Source organism: Sphingobacterium sp. 18053, from assembly GCF_902706145.1.
GTDB lineage: Bacteria > Bacteroidota > Bacteroidia > Sphingobacteriales > Sphingobacteriaceae > Sphingobacterium > Sphingobacterium paramultivorum.
In genome coordinates this window covers 141,079-162,253 of record NZ_CACSJW010000003.1, presented here as the reverse complement: position 1 = coordinate 162,253, position 21,175 = coordinate 141,079, and the positions used below count along the sequence as shown (strand labels likewise).

The 21,175-nt window shown below is 40.3% G+C and carries 17 protein-coding genes; 10 read left to right on the top strand and 7 right to left on the bottom strand.

The features are described from left to right. Positions 1-14: 14 nt before the first annotated feature. The 3 genes from GVK91_RS07800 to GVK91_RS07790 all read left to right on the top strand — a co-directional run bounded on the left by GVK91_RS07800 (position 15) and on the right by GVK91_RS07790 (position 5,342). Positions 15-1,538 (top strand): hypothetical protein, encoded by a 1,524-nt coding sequence (locus GVK91_RS07800; protein WP_159727764.1) that lies wholly within the window; start codon positions 15-17, stop codon positions 1,536-1,538. A 6-nt stretch (positions 1,539-1,544) separates the two neighbouring features. Continuing rightward, a complete protein-coding gene (locus GVK91_RS07795; RefSeq protein WP_159727762.1) occupies positions 1,545-3,536 on the top strand; it encodes a hypothetical protein in 1,992 nt (663 codons plus the stop codon). A 219-nt stretch (positions 3,537-3,755) separates the two neighbouring features. Then, a complete protein-coding gene (locus GVK91_RS07790; protein ID WP_200845554.1) occupies positions 3,756-5,342 on the top strand; it encodes a glycoside hydrolase family 16 protein in 1,587 nt (528 codons plus the stop codon). Positions 5,343-5,400: 58 nt separating this feature from the next. Here the strand turns inward: GVK91_RS07790 and GVK91_RS07785 are convergent, their stop codons facing one another. Together GVK91_RS07785 and GVK91_RS07780 are read right to left on the bottom strand one after the other, a co-directional pair. Further along, positions 5,401-6,252: an AraC family transcriptional regulator gene (locus GVK91_RS07785; protein WP_235032805.1), complete on the bottom strand. Its 852-nt coding sequence runs from the start codon at positions 6,250-6,252 to the stop codon at positions 5,401-5,403. Between the two features lie 64 nt (positions 6,253-6,316). Continuing rightward, positions 6,317-7,573 (bottom strand): hypothetical protein, encoded by a 1,257-nt coding sequence (locus GVK91_RS07780; protein ID WP_159727758.1) that lies wholly within the window; start codon positions 7,571-7,573, stop codon positions 6,317-6,319. 144 nt (positions 7,574-7,717) lie between these two features. Here GVK91_RS07780 and GVK91_RS07775 point away from each other — a divergent pair, with 144 nt between their 5' ends. From GVK91_RS07775 to GVK91_RS07765, 3 genes are all read left to right on the top strand, one after another. Continuing rightward, positions 7,718-8,284, top strand: coding sequence for a Crp/Fnr family transcriptional regulator (locus tag GVK91_RS07775; RefSeq protein ID WP_159727756.1), 567 nt, complete (start codon positions 7,718-7,720; stop codon positions 8,282-8,284). 52 nt (positions 8,285-8,336) lie between these two features. Next, complete coding sequence (locus GVK91_RS07770; RefSeq protein WP_159727754.1) at positions 8,337-8,786, top strand: hypothetical protein; 450 nt, start codon at positions 8,337-8,339, stop codon at positions 8,784-8,786. 99 nt (positions 8,787-8,885) lie between these two features. Next, positions 8,886-9,596, top strand: a complete 711-nt coding sequence (locus GVK91_RS07765; RefSeq protein ID WP_159727752.1) for an HAD family hydrolase — start codon at positions 8,886-8,888, stop codon at positions 9,594-9,596. A 77-nt stretch (positions 9,597-9,673) separates the two neighbouring features. Here the strand turns inward: GVK91_RS07765 and GVK91_RS07760 are convergent, their stop codons facing one another. The 3 genes from GVK91_RS07760 to GVK91_RS07750 form a co-directional block, all read right to left on the bottom strand. After that, on the bottom strand, positions 9,674-12,205 hold the full coding sequence (locus GVK91_RS07760; protein ID WP_159727750.1) for an outer membrane beta-barrel family protein: 2,532 nt from the start codon (positions 12,203-12,205) through the stop codon (positions 9,674-9,676). Between the two features lie 148 nt (positions 12,206-12,353). Further along, positions 12,354-13,043, bottom strand: a complete 690-nt coding sequence (locus GVK91_RS07755) for a LytTR family DNA-binding domain-containing protein (protein ID WP_153845767.1) — start codon at positions 13,041-13,043, stop codon at positions 12,354-12,356. Further along, positions 13,033-14,073 carry a sensor histidine kinase gene (locus tag GVK91_RS07750; RefSeq protein ID WP_153845768.1) on the bottom strand — a complete coding sequence of 347 codons (1,041 nt, stop codon included), beginning with the start codon at positions 14,071-14,073 and terminating at the stop codon, positions 13,033-13,035. The genes GVK91_RS07755 and GVK91_RS07750 overlap by 11 nt, the downstream gene beginning before the upstream one ends. A gap of 309 nt (positions 14,074-14,382) precedes the next feature. On the opposite strand from GVK91_RS07750, the gene GVK91_RS07745 reads away from it, so the two are divergent. The 3 genes from GVK91_RS07745 (at position 14,383) to GVK91_RS07735 (ending at position 16,920) form a co-directional block, all read left to right on the top strand. Beyond that, positions 14,383-15,339, top strand: coding sequence for an aldo/keto reductase (locus GVK91_RS07745; RefSeq protein ID WP_153845860.1), 957 nt, complete (start codon positions 14,383-14,385; stop codon positions 15,337-15,339). A gap of 19 nt (positions 15,340-15,358) precedes the next feature. After that, on the top strand, positions 15,359-15,841 hold the full coding sequence (locus tag GVK91_RS07740) for a YdeI/OmpD-associated family protein (protein WP_159727748.1): 483 nt from the start codon (positions 15,359-15,361) through the stop codon (positions 15,839-15,841). A gap of 92 nt (positions 15,842-15,933) precedes the next feature. Further along, complete coding sequence (locus GVK91_RS07735; protein ID WP_159727746.1) at positions 15,934-16,920, top strand: Gfo/Idh/MocA family protein; 987 nt, start codon at positions 15,934-15,936, stop codon at positions 16,918-16,920. 159 nt (positions 16,921-17,079) lie between these two features. Here the strand turns inward: GVK91_RS07735 and GVK91_RS07730 are convergent, their stop codons facing one another. Further along, positions 17,080-18,063 carry an aldo/keto reductase gene (locus tag GVK91_RS07730; RefSeq protein WP_153845771.1) on the bottom strand — a complete coding sequence of 328 codons (984 nt, stop codon included), beginning with the start codon at positions 18,061-18,063 and terminating at the stop codon, positions 17,080-17,082. A gap of 339 nt (positions 18,064-18,402) precedes the next feature. Here GVK91_RS07730 and GVK91_RS07725 point away from each other — a divergent pair, with 339 nt between their 5' ends. Beyond that, the gene (locus tag GVK91_RS07725; RefSeq protein WP_159727744.1) at positions 18,403-20,085 is read left to right on the top strand and encodes an FAD-binding dehydrogenase; all 1,683 of its coding nucleotides are present in this window, start codon (positions 18,403-18,405) and stop codon (positions 20,083-20,085) included. A 91-nt stretch (positions 20,086-20,176) separates the two neighbouring features. Here GVK91_RS07725 and GVK91_RS07720 read toward each other — a convergent pair whose 3' ends face one another. Next, complete coding sequence (locus GVK91_RS07720; protein WP_153845773.1) at positions 20,177-21,046, bottom strand: DMT family transporter; 870 nt, start codon at positions 21,044-21,046, stop codon at positions 20,177-20,179. Between the last annotated feature and the right edge of the window lie 129 nt (positions 21,047-21,175).

The window sequence follows — 21,175 nt, the reverse complement described above, 5'->3', positions numbered from 1 at the left end:
AATTGCTACTCCTTATGAAAACCTTTTTATTATTTGCAGTACAGACTATGCTTTCTGTCAGTGTTTTTGCGCAGAAGCAAGATATTTCAATCGATACGGACCAAAAGGAACTCCAGGAGGTCTTCGACTGGGCTAAGCAGAAAGCACGATCTTTTGTTGTTACCGGAACGCGGGGACCAGTCAATGTTTACAAGAAAAATCAATCTGCAGACATTGCTTCGTATCAACCGGCTTATTGGGCGGGATATCCTTTACGAACAGCCTTCTATTCGCGTGATTTCTGTCACCAAGCGGTGGGAGCGCATCTGTTGGGTTTGGAAGAAGAGAATTTTACGATGCTTCGGGCTTTCGCGGCAAGTGCTACGAAGGAACGAAAGTGGTTTCCTCTGTGGGCGATCAATTTTGATGGGAGCCCTTATACGTTAGACTACAGAAATGACGATGACTTTGTCCGTGAGATACCGGCAGTGTTTGAGTTGGTTGAAAAGAATGCGCAGCTCTATGACTGGACCAAGGATCAACGGTATCTTAATGATGCGGCTTTGTTGTTATTCAACACAAAAGCGGTAAGTGATTTTGTAGCATTGCATGATATTAAAAAACCAAACGGCGTGGCCGAAAGCGAAGGTTCGGGCAATATTTTCAAAGGTACGGCTACCTACAATGAACACCGTGACCAAACTTTAATTGAGGCCGGTGACGGTATTGGAAGTCAGTATCAGGCTTATTTGGCCTTCGCTAAACTTTTACGATTAACGGGTAAACGCTCCCAAGCTCAGGCCTACAACAAGAAGGCAAAAGTATTGTGGAACTATTTTAATACAGAATGGGGGGTAAAAAACAATAAAGAACTGTATAATCGAGGCTACGATAAAAATAATCTGCCCGTGTCTGGATGGGGGAAAGAAAATTCTTGGTTTCTCCCCTTAAAAGAAATTACGGACCAGCGATCAAATAGACATCTGAATTATTTGGATTATATCGATGCACAACTTGGCTCAAAAGAAGGACTACCCGAAAATATCGAAGCAATCACTTATGTTCCCGAATTGTTTTTCAAATATGGACAGAACGAACGAGGTTGGAAATGGCTGAAATATATTATATCAAAAATTAATACGGTGCATGCCATGGCTACATTGACGGGTACCAATGGTGATTACCCCGAAGTTTCTTTTGTGCTGATAAGCAACGTTGTGCAAGATATGATTGGGATTAATCCTGGGGCAAAAGGTAATTCTTTAGAAACTTGTTCCCACCTTCCTCAGGATATTGAGCGGGTTAAAGTGTCGAATGTGAAGATTGGTCGAGCAATGTATACGGTGAATCAACAGGGGATATCGGGAACTACTTTGTCGTACTCAGGAGGAGAGGCGACGCAGTACTGGCAGGCTGGTTTTCCGGGAAGTCACCCTTATCTTTACGTTAATGGTATCAAGCAGAAAAGTCATATTGGTCAGAAAAATGGTTTTACTTACAGCTATATCGAGGTGAAGATTGGCCGCGATAGGCAATATACCGTAGCAACTCAATTATAGATCGTCATGAAAATTAAATTATATTATTTGGGCATCATTGCCATGAGCCTGTTGCAGTGGAATTTGACGTTAGCTCAAAATTCAAAAAAATGGGCACTATTAAATGGGAATAGGATTGAATGGAAGGTTAAGCAGGGTGAGAATCACGAAGATCATATTGAAATGGCCGGTTTACAATCCGCTGCGGTCGTTTACTACGGTGTTCGCGAAGGTCGTCTGTTATTGGACAAAAAGATTGTATTTCCCATGTTGCGGACAGTTCCCAACAATACACATGCAAGTTTAACAGTACCTTTTCAGGATACTAAGTCTTTATTGATAAAAGTAGATGGCGTAGCGGTCGATGAGTATCCGCAACGTTTTGTACTTGACGGAAAATTAGCTGTTTATTCAACGACGAATTCAGCACTGGAAGTACAGCGAACGTTATTCCCATCTGTCGATAAACCTGTTTTGATTGAACGCGTTAAGTTGGTCAATACGGGGAATAAACCCCTGCGAATCGATCTGATTAACAAGTATTCGAAATTCCTGTCCGACCCTGCGAAAAGTGTTTATGGACAATATGTTGTACAGGCCTTGGTAAGAGATAGTCTGGTGCCAAATCTTGAGCCAAAGCAGAGTTATCTGTTTGATATTGTGTATGAAGGGAAGAAAATTTCAACACCTGTTTATCAGTATTCTCCGTCTTATGAATTACAGAAAAGGGAGGATTTTGTGAAAAGTTTAGCCGACGATCTAATGCTGGAAACCCCTAATGATACGATCAATACAGCATTTGCTTTTGCTAAGATTCGTGCAACTGAAAGTATTTATGATACGAAGGGCGGACTGATGCACGGTCCAGGGGGCTTAAGCTACTATGCTGCTATTTGGGCAAATGATCAGGCTGAATATGCCAATCCTTTCTTTCCTTTCTTGGGCAATCACAACGGCAATGAAAGCGCTATAAACTCTTTTCGCCATTTTGCCCGTTTTATGAATTCGGATTATAAACCAATTCCGAGCTCAATAGTGGCGGAGGGCGATAGTTATTGGAATGGTGCTAAAGATAGAGGGGACATGGCTATGATTGCCTATGGAGCATCCCGGTATGCGTTGGCATTGGGAAAGAAAGATATTGCTGTCGAATTATGGCCATTGATCCACTGGTGTTTTGAGTACCTGGAACGGCAAAAGACAAGTGAAGGAGTTTATCGATCGGATAGTGATGAACTGGAGGGGAGAGCACCGGCAGGTAAAATTAATCTGTCGACGAACAGTATCGCCTATGGAGCCTTTCAGAGTGCGGCAGACCTTGCTCATGAATTGGGAAAGGAGGATCTTTCTCTGCAATACAGACGACGGGCTGAAGAACTCCGTCATTCGATTGTGCGTTATTTTGGTGCTGATGTGCAAGGCTACTCCACCTACCGTTATTACGATGGCAATACCATCTTAAGGGCTTGGATATGTTTGCCTATGACCATGGGGATCACCGAGCGGAGTGCTGGAACAGTTGATGCATTATTATCAAAATATCTCTGGACAAACAACGGTATACTCACACAATCCGGAGATAAGGTATTTTGGGATCGGGCAACCTTATATGCTTTTAAGGGATTTTTTATGACGGGAGCAACCGAAAGGGCGCTGCCTTATTTTAAGTATTACTCTTCAATGCGTCTTTTGGGGGATCATGTACCCTATCCGGTTGAGGCCTGGCCTGAAGGTGGACAAAGGCATTTAAGTGCCGAAAGTGCCTTGTATTGCCGGGTCATAACAGAAGGATTATTTCATATTGTACCCACTGGTTTTCGAAAGTTTAGTATAAGTCCCAGTTTGCCAAAGGAATGGAAGTATATGCGGCTTAGACGTATAAAGGCTTTTGACCGGGTGTTTGATATTGAGGTATCCCGGAAAGGCAAACAAGAGTTTCTTATCGTGAAACAGCAAGATGGTCAACTCATTCAAAAACCAATTTTGAGCCAGCAGGCAATCAGTATCACCTTAAATTAACCGAAAAAATCTCCACAAGTCGTCCTGTGGAGATTTTTTTTAGTCAAGCTTCGGTTGAAACCTTAGCGGGTCTATTATTTTTCGGAATAGCTAAATTGAACAAACGGTTGCGTTTTGATCAGAGTTGTCAATGCTGATAATTCTCGTTATTATCGTAAGGTTATAGTCTGTTCGTAAGCAGATTGACTATAGTTTGTTCGTTTATAAAATAAGAAAATTGTGAAAAAATATCTATTTCTTGCAGGTATTCAGGTATTGTCAGTGCTAGGGCTATCGGCTCAAATGACAAGGTCAAATGTACCATTACAGCTATTGGGTACCCGGAGCTGGATCCGTGTAGACATGAAGGATAATCAACCGAGCATGTCCGGATCGAAAGTCTTTTGGGCAAAAACGAATAAGAAACCGCAGACAGCCAATGCGATATTGGCAGAAGGTGTCAAACGTTATTATATTCAGCAGGTAGATCCTGAAACGACCTATTATATCTGGATAGAATCTGCTACAGGAAAATCCTTGGCAAATGGAAAAGTGTATACGAGCAAGAGATGGCAGCTGGATAATACTGAACTCGATGAAGAGCAAAAGAATCCAAGTTCAAGAGCAGTTCCTGTTGGTATGGAAGTCTATTGGCAGGATGAATTTAACGATCAATTACTTAATCGGAATAAATGGACGACCAACTATTTTTCATCCTTGAACTATCTGAATGCAAAATCCAAGGATGAAATGTTGCATGATCGTTTGCCACAACCCGCTTATACTTTAAATGGATCAGCGATCAATTTGTATGTCAATGATACTATTCCCAAACGGATTTTTACAGCGGGTGGCAACCAGAAGATTTCATCCATCCAAACCTACGATTGGAAGTCCAATGAAAATTTACTAGACAACAGCAAAGGTGGGTACTTTGAAGTTAAGGTAAGACGTAACCGACAGGGTAGTCCCAAGGGAACAAATACCGCTTTTTGGTTTGATTCACCTGGACCAGATATTCGTTATTATCTTCAAGAAGGATCCGAAGTCGACGGAATTAAAGGCATTCGCCCCAAGGGACAGCTTTTCGAAATCGACGTTTTCGAATATATTACAGCTCAGTTTGTGATACATGGACATGTTGATCAAAAAGGGGTATTTCAACGTAATCTTGCTACACATATTGCGGAGGGGTATGAACATGTCGGACAATGGGTAACACATGGGGTATTGTGGACACCTACAAGTATTAAACATTATATCAATGGAGACCTGATCAAAGCGTATACGAATAAAAATCAGATTTATTCACCCAACCACTTTTTGAACGTATTTCTTGGAGCCTATGGATCTGAAGGCGGAGTCAATATGGAGGTCGATTATATTCGGGCGTATAACTGGCCTTTAAAAGATGGTAATGAATTGCCTAATCCAGATTTTGAGAGTAAGTCTGGCCTTGCACCTTGGGAGGGAGCAGCGGTTATCGAAGAAGGGCGCGGAGAAAAGGGGAGTAAAGCGGTGGTACTTGCGCCGGGTCAAAAAATAGAGCAATATGTTTATTTGGATCCCCAACAAGACTTCAAACTTGTTTATTGGAGTAAAGGAGAGAAAGTCCAGGTAGAAGTCGATGATGTCGCTGTCGTAACAGGAAAGTTGTCGAATTTAAAGACGTTAATACCTGATTTAGGAAAAAAAGGGGGCAAGCAGGAGCTTGATTTTGTTACTGGCAAGGAGATCAATCCGAATAAAAAAATTGTTCGGATCGGATTTACCAATGTAGGAAAGGGAAACGCATCTTTGGATAATATCACGTTGAAGAAAAGATAGTTATAATGCGGTTTTCTTAATAAATATTGGCTCCATGTATATCACGTAGGAGCCTTTTTTATGTTTTTTTATGCGGTAAATGTTTCTTTTGATATGCTGAAGGTGACATATTTGTCTGTTTTTTGAAGAAATGAGAGAAAGTAGCGGAGTCCTCAAAACCCAATTCAATCAGTGTAGTCTTGATTGGATTGGCCCCCAAACTCAGCAGGTGCATAGCTTCCTTTAATAAACGATTATGAATCAGTTTGAGGGGGCTAGTCTCCATGTATTGCTGTGTTTGCATCCAAAGATTTTTTGTAGTTATATTCAGTAAATTTGCGTAATAAGCGACATGGTGTTCTTGTTTATAATGAAGTTCTACTAATTCAAGAAAGCGATTCAGGATGGCTGGATAAGCGTATGGTGCTAAATTATCGATGTGTTTGATTAAGGAGTGGTTAATCTCTAGTAAGCTAGTTGCCAAACGTGATAAAATGAGTGATAATGGTGGCTGATAGCGATAGAGTTCATTACGGATCTTATCGAATTCATAGCGGAGCGTTTCAAATTTATATGGCGTGACCTGAAGTATCGGATAATCTTTAAGGAGTTTTATGTTGATTGAAAGCGTGTGACATAATTTTTTGAAATTTTGCCAGGGAATTCTAAAATGATAAACAGCGGTTTCTTTGAAAAAATGGAAAGAACTCGACTGACCGGGGAACATTAGATGAATTTGATAACCCATGATATTATGTTGCCCCTGATCAATCTCACGGCTACCTCCGCTCGAATGTATTAAGATAAGGGTCACCACCTCTTTGCTTTTGAGCATATGGTAGGTGTGTACCCTGATATTTCGCATTCGATATAAAAAACCGAGATGCTCTACCTCGTCGTCGCATGTTGTTATGTTTGCAGCATTAAACATAGTTATTTTGGTCTGGGGAGGTGTTAAGTGTACGATTTGTTTTATTTAGTTTTACGATTGTTATTTAGCGGTTATAGGGATATTCCTGTACCCAATGAAACTTGCGCTGTATTAATTCGAAGGCTTGCACGTCTTGTTTAATAAGTTTAATGTGCGCTGTATGGTCATTAAAGGTTTTTGTCAGAAGAATATTTCCGTCAGGGTTGATCTGATAATCAAATTGATAATTGTTTAGGGTAATTTTTTTTCCCGCTGCATCAATAACAACGCTCTCCCTTTGTGGGGTATAGTCTGTGTTGCGTATTAAGACCTTGTTGTTATCAATTTCGAAAACAATAAGTCGCCAATTTTCGGGGATTGATTTGCCTTGTGTTCCCGCTTGTTCAATACGGTAGATTCCATATAGTGGTGACTTCGTTAGGTACTCAGCTATCATTTTTTTTGTACTTAATATGCCCATGCCCTGTTGCACCATAAAGAGAAGTAACACGGCCAATTTGGCGATAAACAAGCTTTTTCTTTTCCAGCTTTTGTTGAATAGGGGTTGTTGGATCGGGAGTAACTGTACAGGTTTTCCTGAAATAAAAATTGCGAACAATGCTTTTAAGTAGGGAAGCAGTAGAAATATGGAAAATAGCAGGAGTGCTGTGGAGACCATTTTAACAGGAACATCATAAAAATAATTAACGGCCATAATATTAATACTTGTTGCAACTGTAATAAGTGCACCAGCAACTACCGTTTTTCTGAAAAGCAATAAGCCCGATAATATTTCTACTGAACCAATAAGTATATTGTAGCCTTGAGAGTAACCGATATAGGTCCATGCCAGCCCCATAGGAGAATACTCGCCCAATGGCTGGAGAAGTTGTGTTAACCTCGGCGGTTGCATTTGCATATAGAAGACTTTGTACAGTCCATAGTTAATAAGCATAAAAGCAACATAATAGCGTATTCCTGTGGTTAACCAATAGAAAAGGCTTGTGTAGCTGGCTCTTCTTCGATCCAATATGGACCATAAAGCTGCCCCAACTAATGCCAATAGGAGTAGGATCAATAGGGATACCCAGGCATAGGAGGTATCTCCACTTCCGTTGATGAAGATGCTGTGGTCGTAAGAATAGCCCAATATATTTTCTGCAAACCAGGGAGTCAACCTTTGCATAAAATGGGTAAGAGGGGTGCTGATATATCCATATAAAGGATAAGTGCCGTTATTAAAAACAAGAATAAACGACAAAATGAAAATAAAGGAAAATCGAAAACCTAATTTTCTAAAGGCAGGCCACCGTTCTGGGCCGTTTTCGTTAAGAATATTCATGATTAAAGTTTATAGTATTTAAGTTAATATTTTTTGATAAAATAGGTCGTATGTTTATTGAAATAAATAATCGATTAAATAGTAAATAATCATTACGATGTATTTGAACAGAAGTTTTTATCTTGCTCTTAAAAAATAGGAATCATGGACAAGATCAAAGAATATTTTGAATCGCTCGTTGTCATGAATGATATGGACTGGGAAGTATTTTCCGCTAAGCTTGTTAAGATGGAGTTTCCAAAAAAGTCATTGATTTTGGAAATCGGAAAAACTGAACAGTATTTATCTTTTATTGAAAAAGGAATTGTACGTTTCAATATCCCAAAACTGGACTATGATTTTACTTTTGGATTTGCTTTCGAAAACTCTTTTGTAAGTGGGTACGATTCCTTCTTGACGCAGCAGCCTTCATCGTATCATCTCGAGGCAATAACAGATTGTATTTTATGGCGGATATCGTTTGAGGATCTCCATACGGTATATCAAACAACAACGGTTGGTAACCTCATTGGTCGGAAAGCGGTTGAGGACATTTTTCTAAAAAAAATGAAACGGGAACTGACACTACTTGAAGATTCGGCAAAAACCAGGTATATCAAATTGATGCGTGAGCAACCCGAACTGATTCGCAACATTCCCTTAAAATATCTGGCTTCTTATATTGGTATTAGACCGCAATCGTTAAGCCGGATCAGGAAAGAAATTTATTAACAAATGTTCATTGATAACAAAAGGAAGGGCACCTATTTTTGTTATAAAAAAGATGAAACCATTTTTTGTTTTAATTGTCGTTTGCATTATATCCAATCTCATCCTATTGCTGTTGAAGGGGGAGATGGATATTCTTTTAGCGGGTAAAGTTGGATTGGCGGTGATGCTGTTGTTCACTGCATTGGGACACCTACTTTATACCAAAGGAATGATGTTGATGCTGCCCGACTTTGTTCCATTTAAAAAAGAAATGATCTATGGAACCGGTTTAATGGAATTCATAGCTGCTATTGGGCTATTTGTCCCGCAGGTGAGCCGCACAACGGGAATCCTTTTAATTGTCTTCTTTCTACTGGTATTACCTACAAATATTCGGGCAAACTTAAGGCGTATCAATTACGAGACGGCTACTTTTGATGGCGCGGGTCCAAACTATTTGTGGTTTCGTATTCCGTTTCAAATCTTGCTGATCGCCTGGACCTATTATTTTGTGGTGCGTTAAAGTAGTTTTCTTAACTAAAGCATAGCAATAAATTAACATGGTTTTGTTTAGTTTTATTTAACATTTTTTTATTTTTGCTAAACTTTTAGATTGAATAGAATGAAAGAAGCCATCAATATGGTCGTATTTGATATGGCAGGTACGACAGTAAACGAAAATAATATTGTTTATAAGACACTTAGAAATGCTATAAATACGGTAGGGGGATACGAACTGACATTAACAGAGGTATTGGCCCACGCTGCAGGTAAGGAGAAGTTACAGGCAATCAAGACTGTACTCAAAAATAGTTTGGATGTTGATGATGATGAATTGGCTCAACGGATGTTTACTTTGTTTTTGAAAGACTTGGAACATGCTTATGAAGTCGAGGAAATTTACCCTAATTCGAATGCGGAAGAACTTTTTGCGATCTTGAAAGAGCGGGGTATCTTGCGTGTGCTCAATACGGGCTATGATCGTAAGACAGCCGAGTCACTTTTGGAGAAGCTTAATTGGAAAGTTGGCAAAGATGTAGATGCGTTAATTACTGCTTCTGATGTACCTCGAAACAGACCTTATCCAGATATGATTCATCTGGCCATGCAAAAATTTGAAATTACGGATCCGGGTTTCGTCGTTAAAATTGGTGATTCTATTATTGACATACAGGAGGGGCAACAAGCGGGTTGCGCTTTGAGTATTGGCATAACAACAGGCGCACATGATGCGGCTCAACTCAGATCGGCAAATCCCGATTATGTGATTGATGATCTACTGGAAATTGTTGAAATACTTGAAAAGAAGAATATATCCAATACAGTCGTCTAGTCTTTGACCCTGTTTAATAAAAAAGCGGGTATTTCCTACAAGAAATACCCGCTTTTGATTGTGATATGATCCACATGTTATTGCATTTGTATGCCTTCCATTGAATTCTGGTTTTTGTTTTTCTTAAACATATTCATATCCATTTTTCCAAAACGGTAGGAAAGATTCAATTTGATCAACTGTGGATTCGACAGTCGATAATAGGTTTGAGAGAATCCTTCACCCGATGAAACAATGGTATTGCCACGTGTTCGGAAGATATCATTGATTGCCAATGTTGCTGAGGCAGCCTGATTTTTCAAGAAGCTTTTCTTAATGGCAAAGTCGATACCATAGAATGGTTTGATATAGCCTTGTGAAGAGCTTTGCGCCTGGTTCATTGGTGGACCGAATGTTTGACCCTGCGTAACTGGCATATTTGTTTTGCCTTGATATTCAAACGCTAGCTGTAGATTCCAGTTTTTCTGTAAGTTGAATGTATTGTTCAATTTTCCAAATACTGTCCACATACCTTCCGAAGGCGTTTTCTCATCCACCTCAATTTTGGAATTATAGAAGTTAAGGTCTGCAGTCAGATCCCACCATTTTTTGAGATTATTGGTATAAGTAAATTCTGCCCCATAATTCTTGCTGGAATTTGCATTGATATAGGTATTAATGAAATCCATTTTGTTCGTGACTGGATTGACTTCCTGTGTCAGGTAACGTGTAATTAGATTGTTTGTGCGTTTATAGTATACCGTTGCCAAAAATGTACCTTTTCCATGTGTACGGCTGTAGGAAAGTTCGCCGGATGTTGTGAATTCAGGAACAAGGTCAGGGTTACCGCGTGTAATATTCAAGCTGTCCGTGTAATCAACAAATGGGATGAGCTGAAAGAAGTTCGGGCGGTTGACACGACGGGTTACGCTCATCTGTATTTGGTCTTTTTCGGTTAGCTTTTTGCTCAAGAACAAAGAAGGAAATAAGCTAAGGGGATACTTGTTGTGGAACTTTTCGTTTGTATTCAAAAGTTCACCGTCGTAAGTTGAGCTTTCTGCGCGCAGCCCAACTTTATAGGATACCCAGTCTTTGAGGTTTCCTCCAATTGAGGCATAGGCTGCATAGACGCTGTTCTTATTGTTATAGTTCGCTGAAGCTGCGGTGATATTCTCAAAATCATCTTTGTCCACTGCTTTTAAGGAATTATTATTGAGATTTTTGAGTTTATTGATCTGTGCACGCACACCAGTTTCGAGTTTCATGCCATTTTTGAATGGTTTGACATAATCTGCCTGCACAGTCATGAACTTATTGTCACCGGAACCGATGTTTTTTTGGATTTGAGTTCCGCTGATTTCCCTGCTTGCATTGCGGTAATTGGTGGTGTATAAACCATTGGATGTGTTGTTACCGCCAAAATAATTGAAATCGACAGATAATTCTTCGCCTTCAGTTTTGAATTTTTGAACAAGACCTGCCTGCAACCCGCGTGGCTTAAAGCTTCTTTCAGATTCGGAAATCCGATCGCTGCGTGATTCGATGTTGCTAGAGGTGGTTAAGATCGACGAGTTCTCATTTGGCTTAAATTTACCCTGAACCAATACGCCGGCTACAGATAGCGTTGTTTTGGGACTTAAGTCGTAATCTACGCCGAGTCGGCCAAAGGTAATCATACCTTTTGTTTTGCCTTCAATATCTTGATCTACTGTTGATTCTATGCCATTAATTGTACTGGTACGGTGGCTGTCGCCCTCGGTGTTGGTCCGCATGCGCATATTCATTCCCGTCAGTGAGATGTTGAATTTATTTTGACGCAGATTTAAACTACCCATAAAGTTGGTTCCACCAAAGCGGTCTCCACCTAAGGTGACCATACCATTGTATCCAGCTTTCTTATTTTTCTTCAGAATAATGTTGAGGATACCGGCCATACTTCCCGAAGCATCATATTTGGCGGAAGGATTTGTGATAATTTCGATTTTATCGATCACATCGGCAGGAATCTGGTCGGGGGTGAGTGTTGTAGGTTTTCCATCGACAAAAATTGTAGGGGCTGCATTTCTCAGTTTTACGTTTCCGTCGATATCTACTTGTACAGAAGGCATATTTCGGAGTACATCGATGGCGGTACCTCCAGCTGCAACGATATTTTTCTCTACATTGAAGACTTTTTTGTCGATGTCCATTTCGAGTAGTGCTTTGCGGCCCGTAACAGTGACTTCATCGAGTTTACGCGTGTCATTGTCCAGTTTGATCGCTCCAAGATCTTTAGCTGCTGTTTTGCTATCGCTATAGTCTACAGCAAGATCGATTGACGTATACCCGACAGAGCTAATTTTTAGCTTCCATTTTTCTTTTGGTGAAATACCAGGGAAATTGAATTTTCCATTTTCCGATGAACTGGTACTTTTTACGAGAATTTCCCTTTCTTTACCTGTAGTTTGGTCTTTGACGACCTTCAATAAATTCACGGAAGCTTGCGAAATAGGTTTCCCCTCACCGTCTACAATCTGACCCGATATCTGGCCTTCAGACATGGTGAAAGCAGGACGGCCGCCTGCAGGGGCTTGAGCGTGTACAGAAGCAACCGCAGTTGCCATTAGCGCTATTGCTATAATTCTTTTCATTGTTTCTTTGCTATACTATCTTCTATGCGGATTAGGCTGTATGATAGTACACAAATTTGAAAAGGATTTTTTAGCTATGCAATCATCTGTAGACCGAAGTGGCGAATGTGTAGACGAATGGATAATTATAACGATACGATTCGGTACATTATATAAACTGTTCGATATTTTTGATATATTTTTTACCAATAGGAAGGGCGGCTTCGGGTAAAGTAAGTTTGTTTTGAGACACCTGCCCAATACGATTTTTATTGACAATAAAGGAATTATGTATACGTAAAAAGTCTGCGATCGGTAATATTTTTTCCATTCCACGTAAATTGCTACGTGTAAGAAGCGGTGATTCACGGTCTACCAGGTATATTTTAACATAGTCTTTCAAACCTTCTATGTAACTGATTTCGTGAAGAAAAATTTTCGTCTTTTTGTATTCTACATTGACCATAATATGGTCTTGTTCAGGAGTCTGCTTTGCACGGAGCAGCATGCCCTCTTCCACTTTTCGGACTGCAGCAGCGAGTCGTTCTTTTGAGATCGGCTTAAGCAGATAATCAATGGCATTTAGTTCGAAACCTTCGACAGCATATTGGTGATAGGCCGTGGTGAAGATAACTAGGGGGCGGGGAGCGAGTTCGCGAATAAACTGCGTGCCCAATTGATCGGGCATTTCAATATCCAGAAAAATCAGATCGATAGCGTGATCTCTTAAATACTCTTCCGCTTCGGCCGTCGCATTAAATTTACCTGTTACTTCGATTTGCTCAAAATTTAACAAGTCGTCTTCGAGGATATTGAGCGCGAAGGGTTCATCATCAATAAGTATACATTTAATCTTCATCGGTCATCAGTTTGAGGGTTACTTCGAAATCTCCAACGTCGGTTTTTCTGATTTTGAGGTCATGTCGATTGGGATACAATAATTGTAATCGTCTGCGTACATTGGTCAGTCCTATCCCTTCGTTTGGGCGTGGTTCTGTATGTTGTAAGATTCTATTGCGGGATATAAAGATAATGCCACCTGGAGTTTCCTGAAATTGAAACTGTATCTGTGGAGCTGTTTTGCTATCCACACCATACTTGAATGCATTTTCCACAAAATGTATGAAGAGTAATGGGGGGATCATTCTGTTTTTGACCGTATTTTCAATATCAAGTGCTACATTTCCTTTAATAGGAAGACGAAGGGTCTGTAAGGCAATAAAATTGCGCATATGGTCGATCTCTTTAAAAAGTTCGACTTTGGGGCCGTCTACTTCGTAAAGTATATAGCGTAGCATTTCGGATAACTTAACAATAGTGTCTTCTGAATCTGGTGATTGTTTACGAATGAGCCAACGGATATTATTAAGTGTATTGAATAGGAAATGCGGGCTGATCTGAAGTTTTAACATCGTTAGTTCTGCCGTTGTTTTTTCAAGCGCGATCTGTTTGTTGAGCTCCTTTTGTCGGGCTTGTTCATCATAGAGAAAGATCATGGATGAAGTAATCATACAAAGGGAATAAATGATACCGGGGCCAATCACCAAACGCACAAAAAGAATATTCTCTTTGGTCAAATGGGCAAGTTCTCCATCTGGATTGAAATAGACTATGATGTAGTTGAGCACCACGTATGTGGCAAATCCAAGTGCGATTAATAGCACAAAAATCTTTCTGCGACCGAAAAAATAGGTAGGTGCAACAACATAGCAATGCAAGTAAAAATTAGCAGCCAGGAATACGATATTTACTAAATGCGATAATGCTGAATATGCTTTGAAATCCGCGATTTTATCGGGTTGGTAGAGGTAAGTTATAAAGGGTAACAGCATTAGTATAGTCCAGATGACAATATGTAAATAAAATTTTCTGAAAAACCTGCTGATCATGTTATGTCTAATTAATTGCCTTAATTTTTGGATATCATCAAACTTAGATAAATTGCTTTTTATATGCAATATAAATACGTTTCTATGCAAAAAGAATTATTCATTGAAGCCTGTTTTCCTAAGGTTAACATGATCTGTTGTTAATCGATAGGGTGTTAAAACATGACCTGCTGTTAAATGATATGATGTTAAAAGGAGGTTTGCGAAAGAAGGCGAAATCGGGAAATACGCTGCACTGTTGGAAATAGTTTTGTATTTTGCAGGTATAAACTTTGTAACGTGACATTCAATCCAAATCGATATCAACATATGCCCTATAGACGCTGCGGGAAGAGCGGTGTTTTCTTACCTGCCATCTCATTGGGGCTTTGGCAAAATTTTGGTGAAACTGATATTCAAGCTGTATTTCGGAACACTTTAATTACGGCTTTCGATCGTGGGATTACCCATTTTGACCTTGCCAATAATTATGGACCGCCCCCAGGAAGTGCAGAAGAAAACTTTGGGAATATATTGCATGCCGATTTTGTGGGCTATCGTGATGAACTACTTATTTCTACCAAAGCAGGATATACCATGTGGCCAGGTCCTTATGGTGATTGGGGAAGTCGTAAATATTTGATGGCCAGCTTACATCAGAGCTTAAAACGGATGAAGCTCGATTATGTGGATATATTTTACCATCATCGACCGGATCCGAATACACCGTTGGAAGAGACAATGGCAGCATTGCGAGATATTGTTCATCAAGGAAAGGCCTGCTATGTAGGTTTGTCCAATTATCCTCCTGATCTTGCTCAGAAAGCTGCAGCGTTATTGCGTGCAATGGGGACACCATGCCTTATTCATCAGCCTAAGTATTCGATGCTGGTGCGGACACCTGAGGAGGGACTTTTGGATGTGCTGCAGGCAGAAGGAATCGGAGCGATCGCTTTCTCTCCTTTGGCACAGGGACTGCTGACCAACAAATACCTCGGGGGTATTCCGGCAGATTCACGCGCTTCGAAAGAGCATTTTTTGAAAAGTGAAATGATCACTGCAGAATTAATGGAGAAGATCGACCGGTTGAATAATCTTGCGATACAAAGAGGTCAAACATTGGCGCAAATGGCAATTGCATGGTTGTTGAAAGATGAACGCGTAAGCTCAGTTTTGGTGGGGGCAAGAAATAGTGAACAGCTGGTTGATTCGCTCAAGGCCCTGGACAGGCTGGACTTTACGGCGGATGAATTGACGCATATAGATACTATTCTGAAGCATAATTAGTCACCTAATTGATCATATCATGTTTGCCTTCGAAGCACAATTGGAAATTATTGGTATCAATCCTTTTGTTTATGTTCCTACGGATATTCTGGAAAACCTATTCAAGGATGCAGGAATAAACAAAGGATATATTCCTGTGAAAGGAAAAGTGAATGAAAAGGATTATGTTCAGACGTTGCTGCGGTTTAAGGGGGAGTGGAGACTGTACATTAATACGGTTATATTGTCGAATTCGCCGAAACGAATCGGGGAGACCTTAGCCGTAACAATCGCTTTTGATCCTGAAGACCGGACTATTTTACCCCACCCCGAACTCGAAGCAGCATTTGCACTAAATAAGGAAGCTCTGCAGGTATTCGATGGATTGTCTCCATCGAAGCAAAAGGAAATTATCCGCTATATTTCTTCCTTAAAAACGGCGGATAGTCGAAGAAAAAATATTGAAAAAGCAATGGGTTTTCTTTTGGGTAAAAACCGATTTGTGGGCCGTGAAAAGCCCTAAGAAATCAGACCAGTACTTCGATGTATATACTGTAATTCTGGCCAGATATCGGGATTATTGGTCAGAATTTTAACGATAATTTGAATATACTTATGGATAATCCTAAAATTGTATGGGGTATCATCGGCTGTGGTGATGTCACGGAAAAAAAAAGCGGACCAGCGTTTAATCGGATAAATAATAGTCAGCTATTGGCTGTAATGCGAAGAGATGCGGTGAAAGCTGCTGATTATGCTACTCGACATCAAGTCCCCTTGTGGTATTCAGATGCGGACGATTTGCTCGATAATATCGATCTCAATGCAATTTATGTTGCAACGCCACCATCTTCTCATCTCGCATATGCGCTATCTGCCTTGCGTAAAGGGAAGTTTGTTTATGTTGAAAAGCCCGTTACGTTAAATGCGATAGAAGCAGAAACATTATTGCAGGAAGTAAAAGAAAGTGACGGAAAGTTGGTTGTTGCACATTATAGGCGGCAATTGCCTTTGTTTCTAAAAGTTAAAGAACTTGTTGAAAGTGGTGAAATTGGCGAATTAAGGACAGTCCAATTGCGTTTATGGCAAAGCAGAACCCCCGACTTGGTGACTAAAGGTGCCGGAGATTGGCGTACTGACCCTGCCGTTTCGGGGGGAGGTTATTTCTTTGATTTAGCCCCACATCAATTGGATTTGATGATCTATTTTTTTGGAATGCCGGTTTCATATCATGGTTTTAGCTTGATTCAAGATAAAGAAAGTGCTGTAGCTGATCAGACAACAGGGACCATTTTGTTTGAAAATCAGCTTGTCTTTAATGGAACTTGGAGTTTTAATGTTGCCAAAGAAAACCAAGTAGATAAGGTTGAAATTGTAGGAAGCCTCGGGCATATTACTTTTTCTATTTTTGGAAATTCAGTTGTTATCAAAACAAGAGATGGCGAGAAGGAATTCCTATTTGATCATCCTGAAAATATTCAATTGCCAATGATTTCGCGCACAGTAGATTATTTCAGCGGCATCGGGCCTAATCCATCTCCGATTGAGGAGGCTGTTGTATTAATGAAGATTATCGATGACTTTTCGACAATAAGGCAATAATGTTTTCGTCGCTCTTACCATAAGCTAGATCATACCATGTGATGACTGTGGTAACCTATGTGCAGTATTTTATTTGAGGACATACCCTTGTAATGTTCTTAATGCCAGTACGCCCGTAGGAAGTACTGGCAATTGAATAAATATTTTCAGGTCTGAATATTAAATTTTCGCCAATGCAAGATCGATAAATGATAGTTCTTCGACGGTAAGCGTGATATCGATGGCTTGAGCATTTGCTATGGCCTGCTCTGCATTTCGGGCACCTGCTAAAACCACAGTGATCGCAGGCTGTAGACTGGTCCAGCGTAATACCAATTGAGAAAGCGTTACACCTTTGTTAGTGGCAATTGGACTGATGGTATCCAAGAAGGTCTTTACCTTGGCCAGATCAAATTGTTGGAAATAACCATTGCGGTGATCGCTTTCTTTTAATTTACCTGTGTTAAAATATTTACCGGTTAATAAACCGCGCTCCATAGGGCTATATACAATGATCCCTAGATCATTTTCCTTTGCGTAAGGAACAAGGTCCTGTTCGATACCTCGGTTCAACATACTGTAACCAACTTGATTACTCGCAATGTTGAGGTTCTTCCGTGCTTCTGAAACTTGATCGACACTATAATTGCTGACGCCGGCGGCACGGATCTTACCTTGTTGTAAAAGAAGATCCAAGGCTTCCATCGTTTCCGAAATCGGGGTCGTGCTATCTGGCCAGTGAATCTGAAGTAGATCGATGTAGTCCGTGCGTAAGCGTTTTAGGCTATTCTCTACTTCATGAATTACACTAGTTTTTGACGAATATTTATAAACTGGAATAGTTTTACCAGCTTCTTCTGCATCAAAGAAAAATTCACCTTTTCCTTGGTTACTACTGTCCCATACCAAACCAAATTTGGTCAATAGCTGTATTTTGGTCCGATCGTAACCCTGAATTGCCGCACCGATCATTTCTTCACTTAAACCAAATCCATAAAAAGGGGCTGTATCCAATGTAGTGACACCATTGTCGATCGATGCTTTTACAGAATCAATAGAATCTTTCTTTTCATTTCCGCCCCACATGTTGCCACCAATGGCGAAAGCTCCATAAGTAATTGCTGATAATTCTAAATCTGTTTTTCCTAATTTTCTGTATTCCATTTTTTTATTTTTTTATGTTTCCTATTAAAATTATTTATTACGCTAATGCGCCTTTTTTACCAAATAAATCTGTTCGAAATGGCGCTTATTATTATTTTAATGATTGATAGCACAAAGTTATAACCCTTATTTTTATTATTAAAATAATTTAAATTAGGTTATTCTATTATTTTTATGATATATCATTAGGTGTTTTTTTAGGGAAAGCTTGAACAGTTATAGCTAAGTTTTTCTTGCTCATTCCTGTATAAACTAGTAAATTTATGTCATGCAGTAAGTCTTTTCGAAGGCGATCAATACCATTTTTATTGGAATAAGCAGTTGAGCAAAAGGATAACGATGCAAAAAGTAGAACAATTTAAACCTGACGTGATTATCATTGGAGCTGGCTTGGCAGGACTTACGACAGCAATGGAAGTCACCAATGCTGGTAAGAAAGTGCTTCTTGTAGATCAGGAAACGGAAGAAAATCTAGGGGGGCAGGCCTATTGGTCCTTCGGGGGACTTTTTCTTATCAATTCGCCGCAACAACGTCTCATGGGTATCAAGGATTCTTATGAACTAGCCCGACAGGATTGGATGGGGACTGCCGGATTTGACCGCGAGGAGGATTATTGGCCACGACAATGGGCTGAGGCCTACTTGAAATTTGCAACGGAAGAAAAGTCGGCCTACATTGCTAAGCTTGGCATAAAGTTGATGTTTATGGTCGGTTGGGCAGAGCGCGGTGATGGTTCGGCCTCGGGGCATGGTAATTCTGTGCCTAGATTTCATGTCAGTTGGGGGACCGGAACCGGAGTTGTGAAACCTTTTGTGGATAAAGCTTATGCTGCGCAGGAAAAAGGTCTTCTGCAGTTTCGTTTTCGACATCGCGTGACAAAATTGCTAACGCAAGATGGCACGGTCATTGGAATTGCGGGCGATGTTTTGGAAGATGATAACAAAGCTAGGGGTGTTGCAACCAACAGAACTATTCTTGCAGCGTTTGAATATTATGCAGATCAGGTCGTTATTGCTTCTGGAGGGATCGGCGCAAATCATCAATTGGTACGTGAAAATTGGCCTGAACGATTAGGGAAAGCGCCGGCACAAATGATTTCAGGTGTTCCCGCCTATGTCGATGGAAAAATGTTCGGAATTGCGGAAGAGGTTGGGGCTCATATGATAAACCGCGATCGCATGTGGCATTATACGGAAGGGATTGAAAATTGGAATCCAATATGGCCTAACCACGGCATCCGTATCTTGCCTGGGCCCTCTTCATTGTGGTTTGATGCCCGCGGCAACAGACTTCCTGCTCCTTATTTGCCTGGATTTGATACCTTGGGTACACTCAAGCACCTGCAAGAGACAGGCTTTTCTTATTCCTGGTTTATTTTGACGCAGAAGATTATCAAAAAAGAGTTTGCTCTTTCGGGTTCAGAACAGAATCCAGATATTACCAACAAGGATTACAGCTTATTTTTGAAGCGCATTTTTGGGAAAAATGCGCCCGGGCCCGTTGAGGCTTTTAAGGAAAAAGGATCTGATTTTATTGTTTCGGACAATCTAAAGGATCTGGTAGCCGGTATGAATCGTTTGACAGGGGAGGATCTATTGGACTATGAAGCAATTAAATCACAAATTGAAGCGCGTGACCGGGAAGTAGATAATAAGTTTTCAAAGGACACGCAAGTAAATTACATCCGGAATACACGGAATTACCGTGGTGATAAATTAGGCCGAGTGGCAGCCCTTCATAAAATCCTGGCGCAGGAAAATGGACCGCTTATTGCGGTACGTCTCCATGTACTGACCCGGAAAACCTTAGGTGGTCTTAAAACGAATCTCCAAGCACAAGTGCTAACAAAGGATGACGAGGTGATAAAGGGCTTGTATGCTGTGGGTGAGGTGGCTGGATTTGGTGGTGGCGGGATGCACGGCTATCGGGCACTGGAAGGTACATTTTTGGGGGGATGTATTTTCTCCGGCATGAAAGCCGGACAACATATTGCGAGTCTGCCAAAGGCACCATCTGCCTAAGAAATGTGATGAAAATTAATTCTTTTCTTAATGTTAAAATAGAGGTTCCATAGGCAATCAATGCGATTTTTGCCTATGGAATAAGGTACTATTAAGTTTTTTTTCTGATAGAGCGCATCGTTTGGAGAAGAACAGAAACGAGTACAAGAGCGAGTCCAACATAGAAGGAAGCATTGACTTGTTTGCCTTCGTTGAAGAATAAAAAAGCAATGATAATCGAATAGATGGGCTCGAGATTGAAACTCAAATTGACCGTAAATGCAGATAGCTTCTTGAGTGATTCAGCAAAAAGAACATAGAGGCCAACCGTACAAAATAAAGCCAGCAAGATTAAATAGACCCCATCAGAAAAGCTCGGTATAAAACGTTCGGTGGGAAATAGATAATAGAAAATGGGCAGTCCGAGTCCCAATACAATGGTGCCACTAAGCATCTGATAAAAATTGAGCAATTTACTATCATATTGTTTGACTAGTCGCTCGTTGTAAATGGTATATAAAGCCGCAAAAATAGTTGAAATTACACCCAAAATAATCCCAAGTTGATAAGAGCTATCAAAATGAAAGATTAAACTGATTCCGATCAATGTCAGCATACTTAACATGAGCTGCGCTGCGCTAAATCTTTTCTTGTTGATGATTGGCTCTAATACAGCGGTAAAAAAACTGGTTAGGCAATAGCAAACCACGCCAATGGAAATGTTGGAAAACTTGATGCTACCATAAAAAAATATCCAGTGGATGGTGATTAATAGGCCGACTTTCGCAATTTTAAACACATCTTTAGTGGATTTTAAACGCTCAATTTTGAATAATTTGAGAACGAGGAATAAGATGATTGTTGAGAGTAAAACCCGAAACCAGACGAGTGGTATTTGATTGAGGGTAATTAGCTTGCCGAAAACACCGGTGAAGCCTGCGAGCAGTACTGCGGTATGAAGTACTAAATATGATTTTTTCATAAAAAAATGTCTTTCCCAAAAGGGAAATTTAAAAGCTAAATAAATAGTTAATCCTTATATCATCCGAATTTGCTCCTGATCGGACGCCATTATTCGTTTGACATTGCGCTATATTATTTTGCTGGAGGA